The sequence below is a fragment of the Rivularia sp. PCC 7116 genome, from assembly GCF_000316665.1.
In the GTDB taxonomy this organism is placed as follows: Bacteria; Cyanobacteriota; Cyanobacteriia; order Cyanobacteriales; family Nostocaceae; genus Rivularia.
The window spans coordinates 2,674,079-2,696,782 of sequence record NC_019678.1 but is presented as its reverse complement, the minus strand read 5'-3'; the positions used below and the strand labels follow the sequence as shown (position 1 = coordinate 2,696,782).

The 22,704-nt window shown below is 36.5% G+C and carries 23 protein-coding genes; 14 read left to right on the top strand and 9 right to left on the bottom strand.

Annotation, left to right across the window (positions count from 1 at the left end):
* Positions 1–237: 237 nt before the first annotated feature.
* A complete protein-coding gene (locus RIV7116_RS10555; protein WP_015118288.1) occupies positions 238–777 on the bottom strand; it encodes a hypothetical protein in 540 nt (179 codons plus the stop codon).
* A gap of 138 nt (positions 778–915) precedes the next feature.
* Entirely contained in the window at positions 916–1,488 is a 573-nt protein-coding gene (locus RIV7116_RS10550; RefSeq protein ID WP_015118287.1) for a PEP-CTERM sorting domain-containing protein, read from the bottom strand.
* A 509-nt stretch (positions 1,489–1,997) separates the two neighbouring features.
* Here RIV7116_RS10550 and RIV7116_RS10545 point away from each other — a divergent pair.
* The 3 genes from RIV7116_RS10545 (at position 1,998) to RIV7116_RS10535 (ending at position 3,781) form a co-directional block, all read left to right on the top strand.
* A complete protein-coding gene (locus RIV7116_RS10545; protein ID WP_015118286.1) occupies positions 1,998–2,447 on the top strand; it encodes a DoxX family protein in 450 nt (149 codons plus the stop codon).
* Between the two features lie 129 nt (positions 2,448–2,576).
* The gene (locus RIV7116_RS10540) at positions 2,577–3,071 is read left to right on the top strand and encodes an ureidoglycolate lyase (RefSeq protein WP_015118285.1); all 495 of its coding nucleotides are present in this window, start codon (positions 2,577–2,579) and stop codon (positions 3,069–3,071) included.
* Between the two features lie 155 nt (positions 3,072–3,226).
* Entirely contained in the window at positions 3,227–3,781 is a 555-nt protein-coding gene (locus tag RIV7116_RS10535; protein WP_015118284.1) for a DUF4330 domain-containing protein, read from the top strand.
* Between the two features lie 63 nt (positions 3,782–3,844).
* Here RIV7116_RS10535 and RIV7116_RS10530 read toward each other — a convergent pair whose 3' ends face one another.
* From RIV7116_RS10530 to RIV7116_RS10515, 4 genes are all read right to left on the bottom strand, one after another.
* Positions 3,845–6,487, bottom strand: a complete 2,643-nt coding sequence (locus tag RIV7116_RS10530) for a molybdopterin cofactor-binding domain-containing protein (protein WP_015118283.1) — start codon at positions 6,485–6,487, stop codon at positions 3,845–3,847.
* An 84-nt stretch (positions 6,488–6,571) separates the two neighbouring features.
* A complete protein-coding gene (locus RIV7116_RS10525; protein WP_015118282.1) occupies positions 6,572–7,438 on the bottom strand; it encodes a xanthine dehydrogenase family protein subunit M in 867 nt (288 codons plus the stop codon).
* Positions 7,439–7,541: 103 nt separating this feature from the next.
* Positions 7,542–8,234 carry a DUF2459 domain-containing protein gene (locus RIV7116_RS10520; RefSeq protein ID WP_015118281.1) on the bottom strand — a complete coding sequence of 231 codons (693 nt, stop codon included), beginning with the start codon at positions 8,232–8,234 and terminating at the stop codon, positions 7,542–7,544.
* A 51-nt stretch (positions 8,235–8,285) separates the two neighbouring features.
* Complete coding sequence (locus RIV7116_RS10515) at positions 8,286–8,852, bottom strand: Uma2 family endonuclease (protein ID WP_015118280.1); 567 nt, start codon at positions 8,850–8,852, stop codon at positions 8,286–8,288.
* Positions 8,853–9,061: 209 nt separating this feature from the next.
* Between RIV7116_RS10515 and RIV7116_RS10510 the strand changes: the two genes are divergently transcribed.
* Together RIV7116_RS10510 and RIV7116_RS37580 are read left to right on the top strand one after the other, a co-directional pair.
* A complete protein-coding gene (locus RIV7116_RS10510) occupies positions 9,062–9,244 on the top strand; it encodes a hypothetical protein (RefSeq protein WP_044290861.1) in 183 nt (60 codons plus the stop codon).
* A gap of 6 nt (positions 9,245–9,250) precedes the next feature.
* Positions 9,251–9,391 (top strand): alpha/beta hydrolase, encoded by a 141-nt coding sequence (locus RIV7116_RS37580; RefSeq protein WP_371261641.1) that lies wholly within the window; start codon positions 9,251–9,253, stop codon positions 9,389–9,391.
* Positions 9,392–9,401: 10 nt separating this feature from the next.
* Here the strand turns inward: RIV7116_RS37580 and RIV7116_RS10505 are convergent, their stop codons facing one another.
* Positions 9,402–11,606, bottom strand: a complete 2,205-nt coding sequence (locus tag RIV7116_RS10505) for a polysaccharide biosynthesis tyrosine autokinase (protein ID WP_015118279.1) — start codon at positions 11,604–11,606, stop codon at positions 9,402–9,404.
* A gap of 347 nt (positions 11,607–11,953) precedes the next feature.
* On the opposite strand from RIV7116_RS10505, the gene RIV7116_RS10500 reads away from it, so the two are divergent.
* Together RIV7116_RS10500 and RIV7116_RS10495 are read left to right on the top strand one after the other, a co-directional pair.
* Positions 11,954–12,181: a DUF2281 domain-containing protein gene (locus RIV7116_RS10500; RefSeq protein WP_015118278.1), complete on the top strand. Its 228-nt coding sequence runs from the start codon at positions 11,954–11,956 to the stop codon at positions 12,179–12,181.
* Positions 12,178–12,564 (top strand): type II toxin-antitoxin system VapC family toxin, encoded by a 387-nt coding sequence (locus RIV7116_RS10495; protein ID WP_015118277.1) that lies wholly within the window; start codon positions 12,178–12,180, stop codon positions 12,562–12,564. The genes RIV7116_RS10500 and RIV7116_RS10495 overlap by 4 nt, the downstream gene beginning before the upstream one ends.
* A gap of 645 nt (positions 12,565–13,209) precedes the next feature.
* Here RIV7116_RS10495 and RIV7116_RS10490 read toward each other — a convergent pair.
* Together RIV7116_RS10490 and RIV7116_RS10485 are read right to left on the bottom strand one after the other, a co-directional pair.
* Entirely contained in the window at positions 13,210–13,530 is a 321-nt protein-coding gene (locus RIV7116_RS10490) for an XRE family transcriptional regulator (protein WP_015118276.1), read from the bottom strand.
* On the bottom strand, positions 13,527–13,853 hold the full coding sequence (locus RIV7116_RS10485) for a type II toxin-antitoxin system RelE/ParE family toxin (RefSeq protein WP_015118275.1): 327 nt from the start codon (positions 13,851–13,853) through the stop codon (positions 13,527–13,529). Before RIV7116_RS10485 ends, RIV7116_RS10490 begins: the two co-directional genes overlap by 4 nt.
* A 729-nt stretch (positions 13,854–14,582) precedes the next feature.
* Here RIV7116_RS10485 and RIV7116_RS10480 point away from each other — a divergent pair.
* The 7 genes from RIV7116_RS10480 to RIV7116_RS10450 all read left to right on the top strand — a co-directional run bounded on the left by RIV7116_RS10480 (position 14,583) and on the right by RIV7116_RS10450 (position 22,315).
* Positions 14,583–15,008 carry a hypothetical protein gene (locus tag RIV7116_RS10480; RefSeq protein ID WP_015118274.1) on the top strand — a complete coding sequence of 142 codons (426 nt, stop codon included), beginning with the start codon at positions 14,583–14,585 and terminating at the stop codon, positions 15,006–15,008.
* Positions 15,009–15,083: 75 nt separating this feature from the next.
* Positions 15,084–15,755 (top strand): Uma2 family endonuclease, encoded by a 672-nt coding sequence (locus RIV7116_RS10475; RefSeq protein WP_015118273.1) that lies wholly within the window; start codon positions 15,084–15,086, stop codon positions 15,753–15,755.
* A gap of 273 nt (positions 15,756–16,028) precedes the next feature.
* The gene (locus tag RIV7116_RS10470) at positions 16,029–17,306 is read left to right on the top strand and encodes an oligosaccharide flippase family protein (RefSeq protein ID WP_015118272.1); all 1,278 of its coding nucleotides are present in this window, start codon (positions 16,029–16,031) and stop codon (positions 17,304–17,306) included.
* A gap of 5 nt (positions 17,307–17,311) precedes the next feature.
* Positions 17,312–18,460 carry a glycosyltransferase family 1 protein gene (locus RIV7116_RS10465; protein WP_015118271.1) on the top strand — a complete coding sequence of 383 codons (1,149 nt, stop codon included), beginning with the start codon at positions 17,312–17,314 and terminating at the stop codon, positions 18,458–18,460.
* Positions 18,460–19,734 carry a hypothetical protein gene (locus tag RIV7116_RS10460; protein ID WP_015118270.1) on the top strand — a complete coding sequence of 425 codons (1,275 nt, stop codon included), beginning with the start codon at positions 18,460–18,462 and terminating at the stop codon, positions 19,732–19,734. Before RIV7116_RS10465 ends, RIV7116_RS10460 begins: the two co-directional genes overlap by 1 nt.
* 66 nt (positions 19,735–19,800) lie before the next feature.
* Entirely contained in the window at positions 19,801–20,982 is a 1,182-nt protein-coding gene (locus tag RIV7116_RS10455) for a glycosyltransferase (protein ID WP_044291714.1), read from the top strand.
* A gap of 295 nt (positions 20,983–21,277) precedes the next feature.
* The gene (locus RIV7116_RS10450) at positions 21,278–22,315 is read left to right on the top strand and encodes an NAD-dependent epimerase (RefSeq protein WP_015118268.1); all 1,038 of its coding nucleotides are present in this window, start codon (positions 21,278–21,280) and stop codon (positions 22,313–22,315) included.
* Positions 22,316–22,704 lie beyond the last annotated feature (389 nt).

Here is a 22,704-nt window from a genome sequence, read left to right as displayed (position 1 = left end):
ATTTTTCCCAATTATTTTATTGTTTTGCCTTTGGGTAGTACTTGATGTACGAATTTTTGGGTAAAAAATTAATTCTGTTCATTTCGATAATCTCATATATCTTTCAATCATCTATATCTTTAGGTAGAGTGAGGTTATGTATTTTTTGCTTTTGATTTGCGCTTAACTTTTCGTCAAGCTTACCTGAGATATTGCCAACGCAGTCTAAGTTTGAACTGCGTCTTGGATAAATAAAAATTATTCACCCAACTTCTGCATCACGTAATCATAAGCTTGATTCCAAACATAATTAAAATTATCCGAAGTATCAAAATAGGGAATATTCGCTTGCTGACATTTAATTTGTTGCTCTCGACTGAGTAAGGCATATTCTTTAATATGTGAAATCAACGAATCATCCTCGTGTTGATGAGTCCAACATTCCGGATTTTTCGCAGCATATTCCCGTAATTCTCGAATTTTCCGATCAATATTGACTTGCGGATATCCCAAAAATAAAAAAATATAGCTTGGACAATTTAACTTGCTCTTGGCAATAATTGGATCGACATGGCAAGATTCAAATATTCTTGTATATCTAAACTCTTTCCCCATATTTCTAATTAGTTTTATCAATACCTTTGGAAACTGATTTTTATCCAAACCTGTAAAATTATTGTATAAAATATTCATCAAATGGTCGCCATGAAACACAGTTGACTTAGTATTTTGAAATACTTTATTTGCTAACCGGGATTTACCAGTTCTGCAAACTCCACCGATTACTACAGTTTTCATTAACTTAAAGTTGCAATTATTCAATAATCAGTATTATAAATAACAAGAATCCGGTGAAGTTATAATCAACTTTCACCGGATAGCTGCTAAAATTTACTTAATCCAAAATATTTAGCGAGCAAAGCTAAGTATCAGCAATTAAGCTGATTCGATATTCTTCTTAGCTCGCTTTTTCTTAATCGCAATTCCCATTCCCCCTGCTAAAACAGTACCCATGATAGTTAAAGGTTCGGGTACTTCTTCTGTTGTTACTGAACCTGCGGTAACAACTCTTCCAGTAGATGAAGGTACGGTACAATTTGCGTTACCACAGGTAGCATCAAAACTTGCAAATTGTCCGTTTCCAATATCTGTTTCCAAATTAATTGTTCCTCCTGCATTCGTTAGTGGAGAAACAAAGCTTAATTGAAAAAATCTGTTGAAAGCTGGATTACTTAAAGCGAAGGAATTACCATTAGAAGATCCAAAAAAACCAGGAACAACCCAAGTTCCACCAAATAGTTGACTCCCACTACCAACGGCAATATTGAAGTTACCTATTCGCTGATTATCTGCATCATACTGGAAACTTCCACTAGCTGTTCCTCCGTCATTAAAAATGACATCGTCAAGATTCCAAGTTACTACTGCTGCTTTTGCAGGAGAAGACACAGTCAAGATTGCAATAGCTGTTGCACTTGCAACCATTAAAGATTTGAGAAATTGTTTCATTGTTTTTCCTGCCAAGAACCACTTAATTAATTTACTTTCAGATTGCTTGGTAGATATTTCCCCTTGTTAAAATCACTCAAAACTGCAATATCTGCTCAAATCAAGTGTAAATATTGCTATGATTTGATTGTTTTGAGATCATTTATGCACTAAGTCATGACGCTCTTTATCGATTGCTTTTTCCAAAAAGTGACTATACTGCTGATTGCTTAATCACCATTAACTACCCTGTATCTTTACTTTTCTCTGCATATATAAAAGTAGATGACGAAGTAGATAGCTTTTCATCAGTATAAACAGATGTTTATGCCGATAATTTTTATCTGTTCGATATTTATAGTAACTTTAAAAAATCTTTATTTATGCTAAAAACCGTTAACAGAAAAATAACTATATTTTCTCAAAATGATGAATTATAACTAAGTATTTACTACTCTTGATGGAAGACAAAACAAAATTTAGCAAACAAACTGAAATAATACTTTAGAAAATTTCCAATATTCGCTCAAATGGAACTGATAAAAAAGAACAAAGAACTTCTCAGGGTTATCCTTTCCGTAGCCTTAATAATTGTGGGAACTTTACACTTCGCCGTTCCCCAACCTTTTGTAAAAATTATGCCACCACAACTTCCCTATCCTTTGGGTTTAGTTTATTTGAGTGGCTTTTATGAAATACTAGGTGGTATTGGTTTATTAGTTCCCCCTTTAAGTCAACCTACTGCATGGGGAATAATTGCATTATTTATCGCGGTTTATCCAGCTAATATCAATATGGCAATTAATCATATTGATATTGAAAGCATACCATATTCAGGTTCGCCTTTATTTCAAGCTATTAGACTCCCCCTCCAAGGAGTTTTAATTGCTTGGGCTTACTGGTATACAAAACCTAGCGATAGAGAGAAACAAGCTTCAATTATTCCTAAATCAATAATTCCTAAAGAATTAGAATTGTGAACAGTGAACAGTTAACAGTGAACAGTTATCAGTGAACAGTGAACAGTGAACAATTAGCAGTTATCAATTAATAGGGAAAAATTGGGTTAGGTATACTCTCGTTTTTTTATTTGCGGAGAAATTTGATATATGAATAAAACAAAAACAGTAAAACAATTATCAGCGCAAACTATAACTTCAGATAACTTTCAACCTTACGGACAGGTTATTTTTCCCAGTAAAGATGGCAAATTATTTGATGCAGATGATGCTCAATTAGTCCTTGATAACGGTATCCCGAGGTTTTATATTATGCAGTTGCAAGGGCGCTCAAATAAGTTTCACAATATTACCCGTCACGCAAAATGTACTCAATGTTTGGGTTCTTTAGCTGGCAAAGATTGGTTAATGGCAGTTTGTCCGGCTAATAATAATATACATGAACCGGATTTACAAAATATTGCGGCTTTCCGGATTCCTGGAAATTGTTTTATCAAATTAAATGTAGGAACTTGGCACGCCGGACCTTATTTTGAACATGACGTAGTAGACTTTTATAACTTAGAGTTAAGTAATACTAATGAAGTTGACCATTTCACGCACAGTCTCTTGAAAAGTCATAATTTAGAATTTGAAATTGTTTAAGGAGTTAACAAAATAGATATGTATTAAATACGTATTAGATTTTTATATAACTAATTTCTCAAATTAGCGCTAATATCGTATGAAAGCTCAATATCAAGTGTATTGAGTTTTTGTAGACATATCTGTCCAACTTGCATCAAAAGGCATTAATTTTAATGGCAATTTGGAATTCCAACTTTTTAAATTATGCTCGGGTTAGAAGAACTCTGAATGTATCTCTTACCTCGGTAATTAGAATTGCGCTCACTTTTTCAGTGATGCTGGGCTTCATAGTTATAATTTTCTTTTCCAATATATCCATTTCTCAGGCTCAGGTTAATGTTGCTGCAAAGCCAATAGAAGTAGATTTATTAGTTGACGGTTTAAGTTTACTTCGTCCTGAAACATTATTAGGGCAGGGTTTAAAAAGTGGTGGAAAAACTAACCTGACGATTGAAAATAAACCTTCTGGTGAAATGACGATAAAATCTGTCAAGCAGTTACCCATCACTATAAATGTAACTCAACCTGATGGTTCGGTAAAAGAATTACCAGATCCTAGCGCTAAGTTTGAAACAGATTTACTTATAACATTGACGGGTAAAGCTCAGATACAAAATATTGGTGCAGTTATAGGTGAAAGCTTAGTTAAAATAGGTAGTCCTGCTAAGATAGAAGGTTTTAACTATGATATTAATACTACTGTTGTTGATTTAAGAATGCAACAGTGAACAGTAAACAGTGAACAGTGAACAAAAACTAACTTCTAACAACTAGCTACTAACTACTAACTCCTAACTCCTAATTTCTAACTTTTTCCAAACTCTTTCGGGTGTCATTGGTAATTGTCTTAACCTTGCACTTGTGGCATGAGCAATGGCATTAGCAATAGCTGGAGCAGTACAGTTAGCTGTAATTTCTCCTACACCTTTAGCTCCAAATGGTCCGTAGGGGTCAGTTTTTTCAATTAAAAATACTTCCATTGGTGGCATATCTGCTGCTGTGGGGATGCGATATTCCCGCAACTTAGGATTAATTATTCTTCCTTGTTTGTCAAACAATAATTCTTCGGTTAATGCATAACCAATTCCCATTGCAATTCCTCCGGTTGCTTGCCCTTCGCAAATTTTGGGATTAATTGCTTTACCAATATCAATTGCTTGCACGCACCTCAAAACTTCTACTTTTCCGGTTTCAATATCAACTTCCACTTCTACACCTTGAACGGCAAAAGTCAAAGTTGCTTCATCAGCAGTATAGCTTTCTTCTACTTCTATTATTTCTTGTGATGTAGTATTACCATGCAGTTTTTGTTTTAATTTATCCGCTCCTAACTTAACAGCTTGTCCAGAAATATACATGGTTGCAGAAGCATAAGAACCTGCATCAAAGGGTGTTAATTGCGTATCCCCAGAAATAATTTTGATATCAGTAACCGTTACACCTAAAACTTCTGCTGCAATTTGTCGTAAAGTAGTATCGGAACCAGTACCAACATCAACCGAACCCGTTCTTAACTCATATTTCCCATTAGCCAACCGCGATAATTTTACGCAAGCTGTGTGTATTTTACACAATCCGCTTCCCTGCATAGAAACCGCAAAACCAACACCGCGACGGCGATTTCCATTGATAACTGCTGGTTTATCGGGAACATAATTTAATGCTTGAATTACCTTGGTAAAACATTCTTCAACCGCATAACTACCAATTAAATTAAAATGCTCCCCATCGTTTCCTAAACTAACTAAATCTCCCGGACGAATTAAATTTTTATTTCTGATTTCGATAACATCAATACCTAACTTATTGGCAATTTCATCAATTTGAGATTCCATTGCAAAAGTACCTTGAGTTGCACCGTAACCGCGAAAAGCACCCCCTGGCATGGTATTAGTATAAACGGCATATGCTGAAAATCTTTTATTCTCACAACGGTATAATCCCAAAGGAATGTAGCCAGATAAAAACACCACTGTCTTACCATGATTGCCATAAGCACCGGTATTCGCAATGATTTTTAAATCTTGAGCAATAATCGTACCATCAGCTTTAACTCCAGTTTTTAACTTAATTGTCATTGCATGACGGCTATTTGTAGCGGTGAATTCTTCATTTCTGCTCATTTCCCACTGTACGGGTTTGCCAGTTTTTAAAGTTGCTAAAGCGCACAAATCCTCCGTTAATATTTCTTGTTTATTACCAAAACCACCACCGAGTTGCGGTTTATAAACGCGGATTTTCTCTTTAGGAATATCAAAAAGCTGCGACAGTAATCTTTGGCAGTGAAAAGGTACTTGGGTACTGCTGCGAACAACTAAAGTACCATCCGATTCCAAATGCGTTACCGTCACATGAGGTTCTAAATGGACGTGCTGTACTGCTGGTAAAGTATAAGTATTTTCTATAATTAAATCTGCTTGATCAAAACCTGTTTCTACATTTCCCGATTCTAAAAATATTTCACCCGCAATATTGCGATTTCTATCGGGAATTTGCAGAGATTCCGGTTCATCATGGATAATAACGCTACCATCTCTCATCGCTTCCACTGGATTGGTAACGTGGGGCAAAACTTCGTAATTAACCTCAATTAACTCGCAGGCTCTTTCGGCGATCGCCACCGACTCAGCCACCACAGCAGCAACCCTATCGCCGACAAACCGCACTTTATTATCCAACAAATAATGGTCTAAAGGATCGGGTACCGGTTCTGCGTGTCCTGCGGTAGTATAAGGAACCCGCCTAACATCTTTATAAGTAAAGATATCTACTACCCCCCGAAGTGCCTTAGCCTTGTCAACATCAATTTTGCGGATTTTTGCATGGGGTATGGGAGAGCGCAAAATTTTTAAATGTAATAATCCGGATTGCAAATTATCAGCGGTGTAGTATGCTTTACCTGTAACGATTGCCGTTCCATCTTGTTTAGGAACGCTTTCTCCGACGGAGTGTGGTGTGAGAATTGGGGGTGTGGCAACGATGCCACGCCCATTTGAATTTTGAAAAAGTAAAATACTTTCGATTATTGCTTGGTAGCCAGTACAGCGGCAGAGGTTTCCCTTCATACAAGTACGTAAGTCTTCTTGCGAACCTTTAGGAAACTTCGCTGCACTCATGATGGTGCCTGGAGTACAAAACCCGCACTGAAATCCTTGAGCTTGTAAAAATGCTTGCTGTATCGGTGCGAGTTGATTATTTGACGATAGCCCTTCAACGGTAGTTACATCTTTGTTGTTAATTCGCATAGCTGGGTAAATACAGCTATGTACTGGTGTATCGTTAACCCAGACAGTACAAGCACCACAATCACCGGTTTCGCAAACGCGATGTACTCCGAAGTAATTAAGTTGACGAAGTAGTGAAAGCAAGCTGCTTCCTGGGTGGCAAGTTGTGCTGTGATGTTGGTTGTTTACCTGGAAATTTAGAGATTGCATATATTTAGAGGGGGGAAGAAGGGGTAGAGGGGGAATAAGGGGAAGAGTAAAAGATTAAGAGGAACAATTTCTAACTGCTCACTGTCAACTGTCAACTGTTAACTGCTCAAAGCATTGTTTAATCAAAACCTGAGTGATTTCGCGACGATAAACAGCACTCGCTCTAGTATCTTCAATAAAATCTATATTTTCCAAAGAGGCTATATAATTCAAATTATTCTTATGTTCTAAATCACCATCTAATTGCAATAACACTGGTGCAGCAACACTTGCACCAATAACCACGCGCAGATTTTTCGCAACCGAATTATAAGCACCACACACTATAGCTAAAGCAGAATCGCTTGCTGCTATTCCAAAACGTTTATAATTAACTTGCCACTTCATATTCTCTACAGGAATCAAAATTCGTCGTAATAATTCCCCCGATTGCAAAACAGTTTGACGAGAAGCGATTTGAAAATCTTTTGCGGCAACGATTCGCGATTTTTCTTCCCGATTCCAAATTTCATAACTTGCATCCAACGCTACCATGATAGGTGCAATAGTACCTACCGATAATCCCAGGCAGATATTACCTCCCACCGTAGCTGTATTCACTACCTTTAGCGAAGCCGAAAGCGCATTTATAGCACCTCGAAAACCTTCTACAGCAATATATTCAGGCAAGCAATCATACTCTACTAACTTAATTAAAGGACAAGTCGCACCAATGGCTAATAGTTCTCCTTGATAATGGAGATTATTATTTAACCCTGCTTCACAACGGGGATTAACAAACTCAATTTCATCCCATCCCAAAGACTGTATATCAACTAAAGTTTTGATATCAGGCTGTGGTTCGGAAAATAACCAAGTACCTCCAGCCAACCAGCTCCAATCTTTACCCCAATTGGTTACTTGATTAATATCTGTAGGAATTAAATAATTATCTATATTATGTAAATCCATTGCAATTATGTGATTACCAAATGTAACTCTCGTTACTAGTTTTAACCCAGTAATTTAATGTTTAGCTTCTGTATTTTCTGTATCTTATAAAACATAACATCTTTTATTGTTTCTGTTCGCAGCCACTTCTCAAATGAAACATAATTGCAAAAGATAAACTATCCCACAGGGGTGTATTGATTTCAGCTTTCCTTAAACCATCCCCAGTCCATGTATTACAAGTTCTTAATATCGAATATTTATCTTTTGCAGCATAAAAACCAGCAGCAGAAGTGTAACCGTCACCTATACGAATTTTCCTATCGTTTCTATCTAATTTAAAACTAGCTTCAATAAACTTGGTTAGCTGTAAATAGTTAGCTTTATCTGTATAAATACATTTAACTTCAATATTTTGCGGTAGCGATTGATAACCCTTCACGTACATTACCGAAGAAGTTGGCAGAAATACAGCTTTGAAAATGGTATGAAAATTAAAATCGGAAATCGAGCTAATCGTCATATAAAAATCTTTATCTCCCCAACCGAAACTAAGATATTTATAATCGTTAACAGCATCAACACCGATTTTATCTATAGATAAATAATTATGCCAATTATAAGCATTATTCTTAGTAGGGATTAAAATATTGGAATGAATCCCCGTATTCGCAACACAAATTTGATAATCACAAGCTTGTTTGGAGTAATTACCCCATTTTCGAGGGATAAAAGCACCGATTAAAAACAAGCTAATAATTATTAAAATACCGCCAAAAATCTGGCGATTGTATTTAAATAGAGATTTGAATACCATGAATCAAACAATCGGTAAATTTAGTTACGATTATTTTAATGGTATGTCTTTTCACAAAGGCAATTTCAATATAAATCCTGGTAAAACTTCCTCTCCAGATAAATCTATGGGAAAATTCACTACCTCTACAGCTTGATTGGGACGATAAATTTCCACTTGTTTATCTTGAGGATTAATTAGCCAACCTAAAAGTAACCCGCTATTAATATATTCTTGCATCTTCTCTTCTAACGGTTTAAGTTGGTCAGTACGCGACCTTAATTCAATTACAAAATCGGGACAGATGGGAGGAAACTTTTCTTGTTCTTCTTCACTCAAAGCTTGCCATCGTTCCAATTTAATCCAAGCTGCATCGGGAGAGCGATCGCCTCCACCTGGTAACTTAAAAATAGTTGAAGAACTAAATACTTTACCAAGTCTTGTTTGTTGATTCCATAGCCATAGTAAACTTATAAGACCTGCTTCTTTATTACCACTTGTTCCTCCCACTGGTGGGTTCACAATTAACTCTCCTTTTGCGCTCCGTTCCAACTGCCAATCCCGATTCTGCTGACACAAACGCCAAAATTGCTCGTCTGTTAGTTCCACAGTATCCAAGCTAAGAATTACCGGCATCATTGTTATTTCCTCCGCATCATGCATAATACCATTTTGGCAGAAGGCTTTTGATGCGTGGCAGTAGAAGCCGGGATTAAAGAAAGATTATTTTTTAATTGCTGATTAAAACTATGATTTGCTTTACCCCCTAACCCCCAATTCTGGGCGATAAAATGATTTTAAGTCCACCAAAATTGGGGGATTTAGAGGGCTAGTGAATATGAGAAAAAATGCCACGCTGCGCTAACAGCAATGCCCAACTTTTAGGTAATCAAAATGATATCTTATTTAATTTACCCAAACATCATCGCGACCCCTTTGACAGAATTTTAATTGCTCAACTGTTGCTTGAGCAAATACCAATTATAAGTATAGATACCGTTTTCGATAGTTATCCGATTCAGAAATTATAGTAATTAATTGTTAATCTACCATTACCCATTACCCATTACCAATTACCAATTACCAATTACCAATTACCAATTACCAATTATCAATTATCAATTACCAATTACCAATTACCAATTACCAATTACCAATTACCAATTATCAATTACTAATTACCAATTATTAAGAATGATAATACTTATGATAATACTTGTGGAACATACTTTTATCTCCGTTGGCAACAATTCCTAAAACATTAGTTCGGGATGTTTTCAGACTATCTACAGCTTGCTTAACTATCGAACGTTCTGTTTTATCTATTCTGACTACAAGCACAACTCCATCGGTATGAGGTGCAAGCAGTGAAGCATCAGCTAAACCAACTAATGGTGGAGCATCGTAAATGACTAAATCGAATTTTTGATCGAATTCTGCTACCAATTGTTTCATCTTGGCAGAGGAAAGTAATCTGGTAGCATCTGGTGGTATTGCACCGGAAGTAATAACCGAGCATCCATATAAATCTGGTAAATCCTGCATTACCTCTTCTGCTGGCATATTTCCAGATATTAAGTTACTCAATCCCCATAGGTTGGGTAAACCAGTGCGAGCGTGAACTTGGGGACGACGTAAATCTGTATCTATTAGCAATACTTTTTGTCCCATTGATGCGGCTACTTGAGCTAAATTGTATGCAACGGTAGACTTTCCGTCTCCAGGTAAAGCCGAACTAATTACTATCGAGCGAACTTGGCGATCGCTGCTGAGCATTTGGAGATTGGTATGCACTACCCGTAAAGCTTCCACAAATTGTCCGGATTGTTGGAAGTAACTGTCTGGTGTTGATTCGGGATGAAATATAGAAGAAAATTCCGGGGTATCATCTATTAATTGTGTATCTTGGGAAGATTCTTTTTTAGATGATTTAGCCTTTTTATTTGGCTCCAAACTCTTATCTATGGGGAGAGCGCCAAGTAATGGTAACTTAAGGTCATCTTTGAGCGCATCAACATTGTGATAAGTGTTATCTAGTTTTTCTCTGAGTAAAGCAGCACCGATACCTAAAATACCGCTAGCGACAAATCCCAAAATCAAATTGCGAGGAATATTTGGAGATACTGGTTCTTCCGGCAGAATTGGTGCTTTAATAATCTCCCAAGGAAGCTCTGTTTGGGCTGCTTCAATTCTTAAATTTTGGCGAGTTTTCAGAAAACGGTTTAAGCTTTCGTTGGCAATTTGTAGATTTTGCTGTAATTCAGCATATCTACGTGCTAAAGCTGGTAATTCCTTAATTTGCTTACCAAGTCTTTGTTCTGCGGCAGAAAGCTGTTGACTCTGTACTTCCAGAGCCTGGACTTGATTTGAAGCCTCTGAAAGAGTAATATTTAAAATTCTTTGCCCTTCTTGCTGTAGCAAAGGCATCAATTTTTGCCGTTTTTCCTTCAGTCTTTGTAAGGTAGGAGCATTGTCTTGGAAGCGAGTTGATTCCTCAGCGATTTTAGCTTCTAGCTGTCGTAACTCAGTAACTAATTGCTGATAAACGGGTGCATTTTTAAGAATAGCCATTGCTCCCTGCTCTTGCTGAAGCAGCGCAAAATTAGCTCTGCCTTTTGCTAGCTGCTGCTCGACTCCCTGTCGTTGTTCTGACAATAATTTCAGTTGCTCGCTAACTTGTGAAGATTGAGTGTTGGGGTCAAAAAAGTCGTATTCTTGTCGAAAAGCCTGTAACTGTTGTTGCAGCGTATCGACTTGTTTTTTTATCGGTGGTAGTTCTTTCTCAACAAAGCGAATCCCTTGGCTTAGCTGGGTTTGTCGTTTTTCTAAACTATATTTTAAATAAGCTTGAGCAATGTTTTCTAATACTTCTTTGACTTGAGTCGGACTGTCACTGCGATAAGTAACTTCTATAATCTTGGTTTCACCCTTACGAGAAATCTTCAGATTTTTGTCTTCAATTAGAGATTCGTAGTCTATATCTGGATATTTTGCTTGTAAGTCACTGATAATATCCTTCATCAGTTCCGGACTCTGAAGCACCTCGATTTGGCTTTCGTAGTCTAAACCAGTTTTTGTGACGTTTGTATCTAAAAAAGAAGTAAGTTCGGACAAATTATTTTTACTATCTTCATTTACGGGTTCTACTAACAGCCGAAAGCTGTCTTCATATTGAGGTTCCCGCGTTAGTGTAAAACCGACAACACCAGCCATTGTAATTCCAGCGACTCCTACAATAACCAGCGCGCGTCGTTTGAGAATTTTGAAAAAATCACCTAAATCTAACTCGTCCTCTTCCATTTCAGCCTGCAAGAAAGGTTCAGCAGGAAGAAATTGAGGTGCAGAATGTCCATTTAGATTATGATTCAAAGGCTCAGAAGAAGTATTCTGCATCATTTACTCAGATGTGGTAACTAGTGAGTTATAGGATTTACTCGGACGAACGAAGTTTCCCTATGACAGGGATTTTGGATAATATAATTAATTTATATAGGTTTTTATGGCAGACTTTCCCATTTGCTAGTTGATTTTAGCTAGTTGAAAACAACTAGCCAATGATAATTACTACATTTATTCAAACAACATAATATATTTTGCATATATGTGTTTTGGTTTACTTTTTATTGATAGAAATTTATACAATCGCATCGCTTTTTGATGTTTTTCCATCCTCTGCGGTTCTATGAAACTTGATTGCTAAAGTAGTAATATAAGTCGTAGAGCATAACTTAGAGGGACATATGACTTCCCAAGCACTGGATATAACCCAAGCATTAATTACCAAATTGCAATCTTTATCACCAGAACAACAGCAGACGCTCCTAGATTTTGCGGAATTTTTAGCACAAAGACATGCTCAGCCCCAAGCAGCACAACAACGGGTACTTGGGTTAAATCAAGGGGAAATTTGGATGAGTGAAGACTTTAATGAGCCTTTACCAGATGAATTTTGGACGGGTGAACAATGAATATATTGTTAGATACCCACGTATTTATTTGGTCTACAGGTAATCCACAAAGATTATCTCAGAAGGTTACAGACTTACTGACCGATACTAGCAATACATGGATGTTGAGCATTGCCAGTGTTTGGGAAATGCAAATCAAACTTCAACTAGGTAAGCTTAACCTGAATTCAAAGCTCCCTGACTTAATTGAAAATCAGCAGCGTGTCAATAATCTACAAATTTTACCTGTTGAATTAACTCATATTTACGCTTTAAATAATTTACCATCACACCATAAAGACCCTTTTGACAGACTTTTAATTGTTCAAGCGATTGTGGAACAGATACAGCTTGCGAGCATTGATGAGATTTTTGATAATTATCCCATTCAAAGATTGTGGTAAGTGTCAATTATCAATTATCAATTCACTATCACCTCAATACTGCTCGGTTAAGAGGAGATACTCCCTAGCCCTCCTTTAAAAGACTACCGTGTACACAAAAGTAGTTAAAACCATTGCTCGCCAGGGACTGCAAGTCCCTGTCTAATAGCAGAAGTCCTATAAATAGGACTAAGTATGATGTTTTATTTTGTACATAATTTTTCAGTCGTCTTTAGACGACTTTAGCTATTAGACGGGGACTTATAGTCCCCGGCAGAGTTGTGTGTACACCGTAGCCTTTAAAAGGAGGGAAATAAGCCCCCTTTTTAAGGTTGGGGGGATATTACGATTGTGTTCAATTCCTTAACCGAGCAGTATTGACTATCACCTCATCTAATCTCCCTTTTCTAACTCATAATAGAATTGTACTATTTAGGGTTAGTGCATTTACATAAGTAGGACTACCTTTGACCAATTCGCCAAACAGTTTTTTGAGACCTTTTTAACTTCCTTGGGCTTATCATCCAGTTTCTGAAAGTGATACCCACTAAGGTAAGGTATCGCTTTTTCATATCTCCCCTATTACCAATTACCGATTACCAATCGGGAGAGGGGGGATAATACGATAATTACGTTAAAAACGATACTTCTTTAATATTCTCTCCTCTACGAATCAAACTCACTAAAATTTTTGATTTTCACTTCACCATCCCTAAAACGTGCCACTATTTCCAGTTCTCCTCCCATAGCTTGAATTACTTGACGTAAATGACTAACGTACATATCGGTACGCTTTTCTAAACGTGAAATAGCTGGTTGTTTAACTTGTAATTTTTCAGCTAGTTCTGCTTGAGATATTTTTAATGCTTGGCGCAATTCATAAAGTGCCATTTCTTCACATAATTGTGATTTTTTCGCCGCTATTTTTGTTTTTCTCTGGGCAGAAAAATCTTTAGTTAAATTAGAAAATTTATGGTGTCCTGTCATATCAAGCCTTCCTCTTTAATTTCTTGAAGATATTCATCATAAAAACGTTTATCTCCTGTTTTATCACCTCCAATGAGTAAAATTGCGACTCTTCTTGGATCGAAAGCATAAAAAACTCGAATTGGATTCCCTCCAGTTTGTATACGTAATTCTCTCATGTGTGAGTGTTTTGAACCGTTAACACTGGAATAATAAGGGAAAGGTAGCTGTGTACCCCTTTCTTCAAGTAGTTGAATAACACTAACTGCGTCATCTTGCTGTGCTTCAGTTAGAGTGTGCCACCAATCTTCAAAATTGTGGGTGTATTCTATATCCCAAGACATTAATTTAAATATTACATCGATGTAATATTATCATCTATTCTAGCTTACAGAACTTGGTCAATAGCTTTAAGTGTTAATCCTTTTAAAGAATTTCGGTAGATTTTGCCACAAGGCTAGTTTTTGATTGAAATAAGATGTTGGCAATACCTAATAACCGGGAGTATCGCTTTTTTCTATTTCCCCATGCCCCAATTCTATTATCAAAGAAAAATAAACTGTAAAAAATGTTTTTTAAGTGATGCAAATTACTTGCCAAATTATCGAACCATGTTAATCTAATTTTGAAAAGAAAACATACTTATTGCAGGTCATTACCACCGTACACAAGCAATTTCAAACCCTTGTTTGTTGCTTTTATATAAATAAAAAACGTCTTATTAATTACAATTCAACGGGACAAAATATACGTCCTAATTTGGATTAGTTTTGCGAGTTTGAATTTGTCACAGCCCCTCGGGGTTGCAAACCCTAAGTACTTGTAGGGTGCGTTATGGCTTCAGCCGCGAGCGCACCGAAACTAAGTCAGGATGGTGCGTTGCGCTCTGCGACAACACACCCTACGCATTTTTTAATAATCTGCGGAGTAATCCTATAATTTCTAAATAAATTAAATCGAATGTGTTGATAATCGGAGTTGGGCTTTGATGGTTCTGCTGTAGTCAGCGTGAATCTCAGTCCCTCCAACGCAACCTTCTTCTTGTTTATTATCTACTAATGAGGAGGGCCGAAGTGGGGAAGAGGTGTAACCGAAATCGGAATCGTTCTAAAAAAAGAGCTATATATTGTCCAGTTCATGGATGTTATCTCAACAGTGTTTCTCAAAAGTATCCATTGTTTGCTGATAAAGCCGGACAGTTGCAGCAACGGGGTGTGAATCGTCGCAGTGCCATGATGCTGGTAAATACGAAGACTGCTGTTTCCCTTGCGGGGGAGTGGTTGGAGGCTTTTTGGTGTGATGAATGTCAGGAAACTAAATGGTATCACGTGAGGAAAGTTGAGGAGCGAGGATATATAGTTTCGGTTGCACCGAGGGAGCTTTGGCAGCAGGTTGATGGAGTGGCTTATCCGGGGGGGAATCCTTCGGTGGGTGAGTTTACTTTGAGGAGTTCGAGGGGGGTTGGGAGTATGAGAGATTTTACTGCCGATGCGATCTAGAATTAATAAAAGGTCAAAGGTTAAACGTCAAAAAACTATAACTGTTAACTGCTCATTGCTCACTCCTCACTATTTATGACTGCTTCAATATCAACAACCGAACAAAACTTAGTTATTCCTCCTTTGCGTCAGTGGGTTTCTGCAACTTGGGAGGATTACGTAGCTTTGCGGGATGCTCGTATTAAAGATCGAATGCGATTATTCTTTAATAATGAGTTGATCTGGGTTGATATGGGTGGAGAAGGTATTAATCATGCGAATATTAGCGATTTATTCGTTATGTTATTTGCATTTTGGGCAGTGGCGCACCCAAAACAAAGTTACAATTCCTTCTGTGGTTGTTTGCTAGAAAAACCAAAAACTCAAGCTTGTGTGCCGGATTTGGTTTTGTATGTAGGTGATAACTATCCAACTTGGGAAGAAGGGCAACCCCGACGGATTGATTTGACAAAATGGCGAGTACCCGATTTAGTTGGTGAAATTTCTGACACTACCTTGGCTGAAGACTTAGACGAAAAAAAACATCTTTACGCTAATTTAGGAATTCCAGAATATTGGGTAATTGATGTTCGAGGGAAACGGGTGTTTGCTTTTGTATTAGAGTCGGGACAATATAAAGCTTGCGATCCTTCCCTTGCTTTAACGCAATTACCAATTGAAAAATTAGAACAAACTTTAATCCGAGCCAATCAAGGGACAAATACAAGTGCTGCTGCTTGGTTTGCTCAAGAAATTGCTAATCTTTGATAGTTTTTTCACAAATAACGTCATTGTTGCGACTACTAATGTCAAACATTTATCGCGATTGAGTGGTTGGAGGCTTTTTGGTGAGATGAATGTCAGGAAACTAAATGGTATCACGTGAGGAAGGTTGAGGAGCGTGGATATTTAGTTTCGGTTGCACCGAGGGAGCTTTGGTTGCAGGTTGATGGGGTGAGTTCTCCGAGGGGGAATCCTTCAGTGGGTGGGTTTATCAAAATCTGAGTGTAGCCATAATACAATTATTTTTAATTAAAATATATGCAAGAAAGCAAGCCACTGAGTCTACGTCGTAATTTTTCCTGGACTTTTATTGGTAATGCTGTCTATGCAGCTTCTCAATGGGGAATGCTAGTAGTATTTGCAAAACTAGGTAGTCCAGAAATGGTTGGGCAGTTTACTTTAGGACTTGCCATAACAGCACCAATAGTCTTGTTGACTAATCTTCAATTACGAGGTGTTCAGGTTACTGATACTAAGCAAGAGTATCTTTTCAGCGATTATTTTGGTCTTAGGATAATTTCTACGGGGTTAGCGCTTCTTTTAATAGCAATTATTACTTACTTGGCAGGATATAGCCGGGAAACATCATTAGTGATACTAGTAATAGGCTTGGCTAAAGCTGTTGAGTCTATCAGCGATGTTTTTCATGGACTTATCCAGCAGCAAGAACGTATGGATCGCATTGCTATTTCACTGATGATCAAAGGTCCTCTTTCCCTATTATTCCTATGCATAGGAGTTTACTTATCTAAAAGTGTTTTTTGGGGAGGATTAGGGTTAGTCTTCGCTTGGACTATAGTTCTAATTGCTTATGACATTCGTAGCGTCAATTTTATACTACGTAGGTTTCACAAAGAAAATATTAAAGGCTTGACAATAAAACCTAGGTGGCATTTAGAAACATTAAGAAAGTTAGTTTGGCTTTGTTTGCCTTTGGGTTTTGTAATGATGCTGATATCACTCAATACTAATATTCCCCGCTATTTTATCGAACAATATTTGGGTGAGAGGGAATTAGGTATATACGCTGCCCTTGCATACCTGATAGTAGCAGGAAATATGGTAGTAAAATCCCTGGGGCAGTCAGCAAGTCCTAAATTAGCGAAGTATTATGCTACAGGCAATAGCAAAGGCTTTCGTAGGCTTCTACTTCAATTGGTTGGAATCGCTATTATACTTGGTAGTGCAGGATTTATAGCGGCAGTTTTTGCAGGTAAACAAATATTAACGCTTCTTTATCAATATCAGTATGCTCAATATACGAATTTATTTGTTTTATTAATGGTGGCTGGTGGGATGAACTATATATCATCCTTCTTAGGTTATGGAATTACTTCAGCTAGATACTTCCGCATTCAAATGCCTTTATTTTTAGCAGTGACAACTACTTCAGCAATCGCTTGTTTATGGTTACTGCCAAAATTTGGATTGCTAGGTGCGGCATTTGCATTGGTGATTTCTTCATTTGTGCAAATTGCTTGCAGCCTAGGAGTCATTGTTCATGCTTTATCCAAACTTAATAACTATTCTAAGTAAAATTTATGATATCTACTAAAAAACAACCAATACGCATCCTTCATGTTCTGGCTGGAATGAATCGAGGGGGAGTAGAAACTTGGTTAATGCACGTTTTGCGAAATATTGATCGCGAACGTTTTCAAATGGATTTTTTAGTCGCAACAACACAACTATGTGCATACGACGAAGAAGTAATTGCTTTAGGTAGCAAAATCATTCCTTGCCTTCATCCGTCAAAACCATTAATGTACGCACGTAATTTTAAACGTCTGTACCAACAGCATGGTTCTTATGATATTGTCCACAGTCATATCCATCATTACAGTGGTTACATTCTGCGTCTTGCAAAACAAGTAGGTATCCCAATTCGCATTGCTCATAGTCATAATGATACATCTTCCCAAGAAGCCAAAGCTGGATTATTTCGACGATTTTATTTAGGCTTAACAGAATATTTGATTAAGCAATATGCTACCCTTGGACTTGCTTGTTCGGAAAAAGCTGCCAGCGATTTGTATGGGGGTGACTGGAAACACGATTCTCGTTGGAAGGTCCTACATTACGGTATAGATTTGTCTGCTTGGAACGATACAGTTGATAAAGCTAATATTCGTGCAGAATTGAAGATACCTAAAGATGCATTTGTAATTGGTCATGTTGGCAGATTTGCTGAACAGAAAAACCATTCTATGTTTGTAGAAATAGCATCTAATATCATTCAAAAAGAGCCAAAAGCTCATTTTCTATTAGTTGGGGATGGTCGCTTACGCTCGGATATTGAGCAAAAAGTACATCAAGCAGGGTTATCTAATTGTGTCACTTTCGCAGGTCTTAGGTCTGATATTCCTCAAGTTATGAAAGGAGCGATGGATGTATTTCTATTTCCATCACTTCATGAAGGATTACCAATGGTTTTGATTGAAGCACAAGCTGCTGGACTTCCTTGTGTAATTTCAGACGTAATTTCAGAAGAAGTAGATGCTATACAATCTCTTATTCAAAGAATTCCTCTTACTAAAGAAGTCTCATACTGGGGGAAAAATGTCTTGAATAAGAACATTCCACTAAATATAGGACAATCCGAAGCTTTGGGCATTATCAAAAACAGCTCTTTTAATATACAAAAAAGTATTAATACTCTTGAAGCTATTTATACCTCAAAAGTAATTTAATGCTAGAAATTATTAGTATTTTGACATTTATCTGGCTTGCATTTTGGGCTTTATTAGCTTTGCGATCGCTTGCTTCAGGTCGCTTTCAATCTATCCTAGTAGTTATTCTTGTTCATTTTATATTTGCTGGAATTCCTCTACTATTAAACTTTCTTATTGGACAGCCAGATTATAATCGTTTTCCTGGTTTTAAACTTGCGAGCCAAGATGAACTTACTTCTATTATTTATTGTATTTATATAAGCATAATTCCTCTTTTTTGGTGGTTTTTAGGTAGAAACAAAAAAATAGGTAAAATTTACAATTTATCTAATAAATTTTCTTTTCTCCGTAAATTCAAGTTTATTTTATTTCTCTTACTAATTAGTCCAATATTGGTTTTAGCATTCGCTCCTGCCCCAGAAGAGTATCTAATTTATGGTGTGGTTGCGACAGGAAGATTGGTCGATGATGTTAAAAATTTTCATGCTTATATATCCTTGTTTAGTGTTTTAAGTTTAATTGGAGGAGTTGGCTTACTAGCTTCTCAGCCAAAAATAAAATTGCCATCATTTATTTTAATATTTTTTTGCTTATTAATAGCAATTTGGCTTAATGGAAAAAGAAATATTGTAGCTTTATCAATCTTTTTAATTGGTTATATATTTTGGAACAAAGGATATTTACGTGGAACTAAATTAATCATATCAGTTGCTATTGCTATAATATTTTTCTTTGGATATTCTACTGTTTATCAAAGTAGTGTGAGAGGAATCGGTGCAAGCTTAATTTCACCAGAAATTGTATACGAAAACTTTAGAATCGATTATGGTAGAGACCACACAATAAAAACTACAATATTTGCTGAACTTTATCCCGATGAAATCAAAATTCTGAATTATCCAGGAGAAAGCATACTTTTTTATTTAACCATGTATATACCTCGTGATTTATGGGATGAAAAACCACTTCCCTATGCACAGTATTTTACTTCTGCTGTATTTAGAAGTTCTCCTAAATTCTGGGGTTGGAGTTTTACAACCAGTATTTTAGAAGAAGCAATAGCTAATTTTGGGTGGTATGGAATGATTATAGGTCCGACAATTCTACTTATGATTTGCCGTTTAGGAGATAGATGTAGAAATGGATTAATTAGTGCTTTAACTTCACTTATTTCATCTTTATTCTTAGCTGTTCATTTGGTTGCCTTTGCACCATTGTTTTTCTTATGGTGTTTAGTAATTATAATAAATCGTCGAAACCATCCAAAAAAAAAGCGTAAGTTATTAGTTTAAAACTTAAAGCATTACGCATTTATCAAAATTACCAAATTTGTTAAATCTATATAAATGATAACTGAAATGCATATATTATTTGCTTACGATCATATTTGCTATAAAGATTCTCAAGGCAATATTTACGCAGATAAATTTCCTTACTGGTTATGGGAGCGTTATCTAAGCTTCTTTAGTAAAATAACAGTAGCTGTTAGAATTCGAGAGTCTGTAGATAATCAGTATTTGAAAAAATTGGATATTTCTAGTGGACCCAATGTTTCATTTATTGAAATACCATCTCTAAGTAGCCCAACAGATATATTTCATAATCGTGCAGAAGCAACTGAAAAATTGAAAGCTGGATTAGTAGAAGCAGATGCTTTGATTGCTCGTTTACCTAGTGAGATAGGCTCTTTAGCAATCGAATTAGCAAAGGATTATTCTAAACCTTGGATTACTGAAGTAGTTGGATGTCCTTGGGATTCTTTATGGAATTATGGTACCTGGCAAGGAAAAGTTTATGCTCCAATCATGGCTATGCGAACTAGGTTATTCGTTCATGAATCTAGCTATGTCTCATATGTAAGTAAGCACTTTTTACAAAATCGATATCCAACTAAGGGTATAACTGTAAATTGCTCAAATGTAGAAATTCCTGAGTTGGATTCAACAATCCTTAAAACTAGGTTGGAACGGATAAACAATAATAGCCAAAAGATTAATATTGGATTAATAGGAACACTTAAGACTAAATATAAAGGAATTACAACAGCATTAAAAGCACTTAATAAAATAGATCAAGATTTACCAGAATATGAGTTCAGAATATTAGGAGAAGGAGACCCAACTCGATGGAAACGCTTAGCTAAAAATCTTGGATTAAGTAATAATCGGGTTACTTTCTGCGGTACTTTACCTAGTGGTTCTCCTGTATACAATTGGCTGGATGAAATTGATTTATACATACAACCTAGTTTTCAAGAAGGACTTCCAAGAGCATTAGTTGAAGCAATGAGTCGTGGTTGTCCGGCTCTAGGTTCAACAGCAGGTGGAATACCAGAATTACTAAATGAATCTTGCCTACATAAACCGGGCGATCATCACAAGCTTGCTGAGCTTTTACTTCATGCGACCTTATCAAAAGATTGGCAAGAAAAACAAGCTATCTTAAATTTTGAAGAAGCTAAAAATTACACTGCGCCTGTTTTGAACATGAAGCGAAAAACTTTTTGGAAAGGTTTTGTGGAAAATAGCTTTAGAACTTGAATAAACCTGTAACCATACTAAAGGGATGATATGAGAGCTATAAGTTAGACAGAGTAAGCTTGATAGCTCTCATACCTCTAAAATAATTATCAAGCTTATAATTACTTAAACGCATTAAAATAGATACTAAATTCCAACACTCATCCATGAATTTATCGTATTTTGAGGATATAGTCTAATATGAAAACTACTATATTGTATCACTGTCCGTCCGTGTTCCTTAATCTTTATAGCAACAGATTCTTTTTGTTCTTGGTATTGTAATTATTATCACTATTTATAAAAAATAAATAATATGGCTAAAATTTTGGTAACTGGTGCAGCTGGTTTTATAGGTTATCATCTCAGCGAAAGATTATTGCAGCGAGTAGATGAAGTTGTTGGATTAGATAACATCAACGATTATTACGATGTTTCTCTTAAACAAGATCGTTTGCAACAACTCGAAGAAAAACCTGGCTTTAGCTTTCATAAACTCGATTTAGCTGATAATGGAAGCATTGCTGAGTTATTTAATCAGCAGAAGTTTGACATAGTTGTTAACTTAGCAGCCCAAGCAGGAGTCCGTCATTCTTTAGAAAATCCCCACGCTTACATTAATAGCAACCTTGTTGGTTTTACCAATATTTTAGAAGGTTGTCGTAATAATAAAGTTAAGCATTTAGTATTTGCTTCTTCTAGTTCCGTATATGGAGCAAACACCAAAATTCCTTTCTCAGTTCATCATAATGTAGACCATCCCATTAGTTTATATGCAGCCAGTAAAAAATCTAATGAATTGATGGCTCACTGTTATAGTCATTTATATAATTTACCAACCACAGGACTAAGATTTTTTACTGTATACGGTCCTTGGGGAAGACCAGATATGGCATTATTCCTATTTACCAAATTAATGCTTGAAGGTAAACCCATCAACATATTTAATAATGGCAATATGCGCCGAGACTTCACATACATAGATGATATTGTCGAAGGAGTTGTCCGAGTTATAGATAAAATTCCTCAACTAAATCCTAATTGGTCAGGCGATACTCCAGACCCTGGAACCAGCAAAGCGCCTTATAAAATATACAACATTGGCAACAATCAACCTGTAGAACTCATGTACATGATTAAAGTTCTAGAGGATTGTTTGGGTATAGAAGCTAAAAAGAACATGATGCCAATGCAACCGGGTGATGTACCTATTAATTATGCAAATGTAGATGATTTAGTTAGGGATGTAGACTTTAAACCTAATACATCTATTGAAGTGGGTATCAAAAATTTTGTTGACTGGTATCGAGCTTATTACAAGGTATCTGATAGCAAAGCTTTATCGCTATCTTAAATTATTCAGTACTTAACTAAAGACCCCCTTTTTTACTAGTACTCCGCCACATTAATTCTGATGGGTGAACATCAATTTTATTTGAAATCGAATAATTCTCTTTATTCTCTTCCTCCGCGCTCTTTGCGCTCTCTGCGGTTTTTTTTACAAGCCCTCGAAACCCTGCAAAACTTATGTGGTGGAGTACTAGTGTTCTGTCCCACAAGTTTTGATGGGTTCGTTTTCTTCCAAACGTCGGGAGACGTAGCAGTCCTACGTCTCTACAATCCGTAGGAATTAATGCAAAGGACTACTAGTGTCCCATTTGTTTTGATGGGTAAAAGGTTTGTAGTTGCGCTAAAGCGCAACTACGAACCCATCATATTTTATGGGACAGACCACTAGAGAGA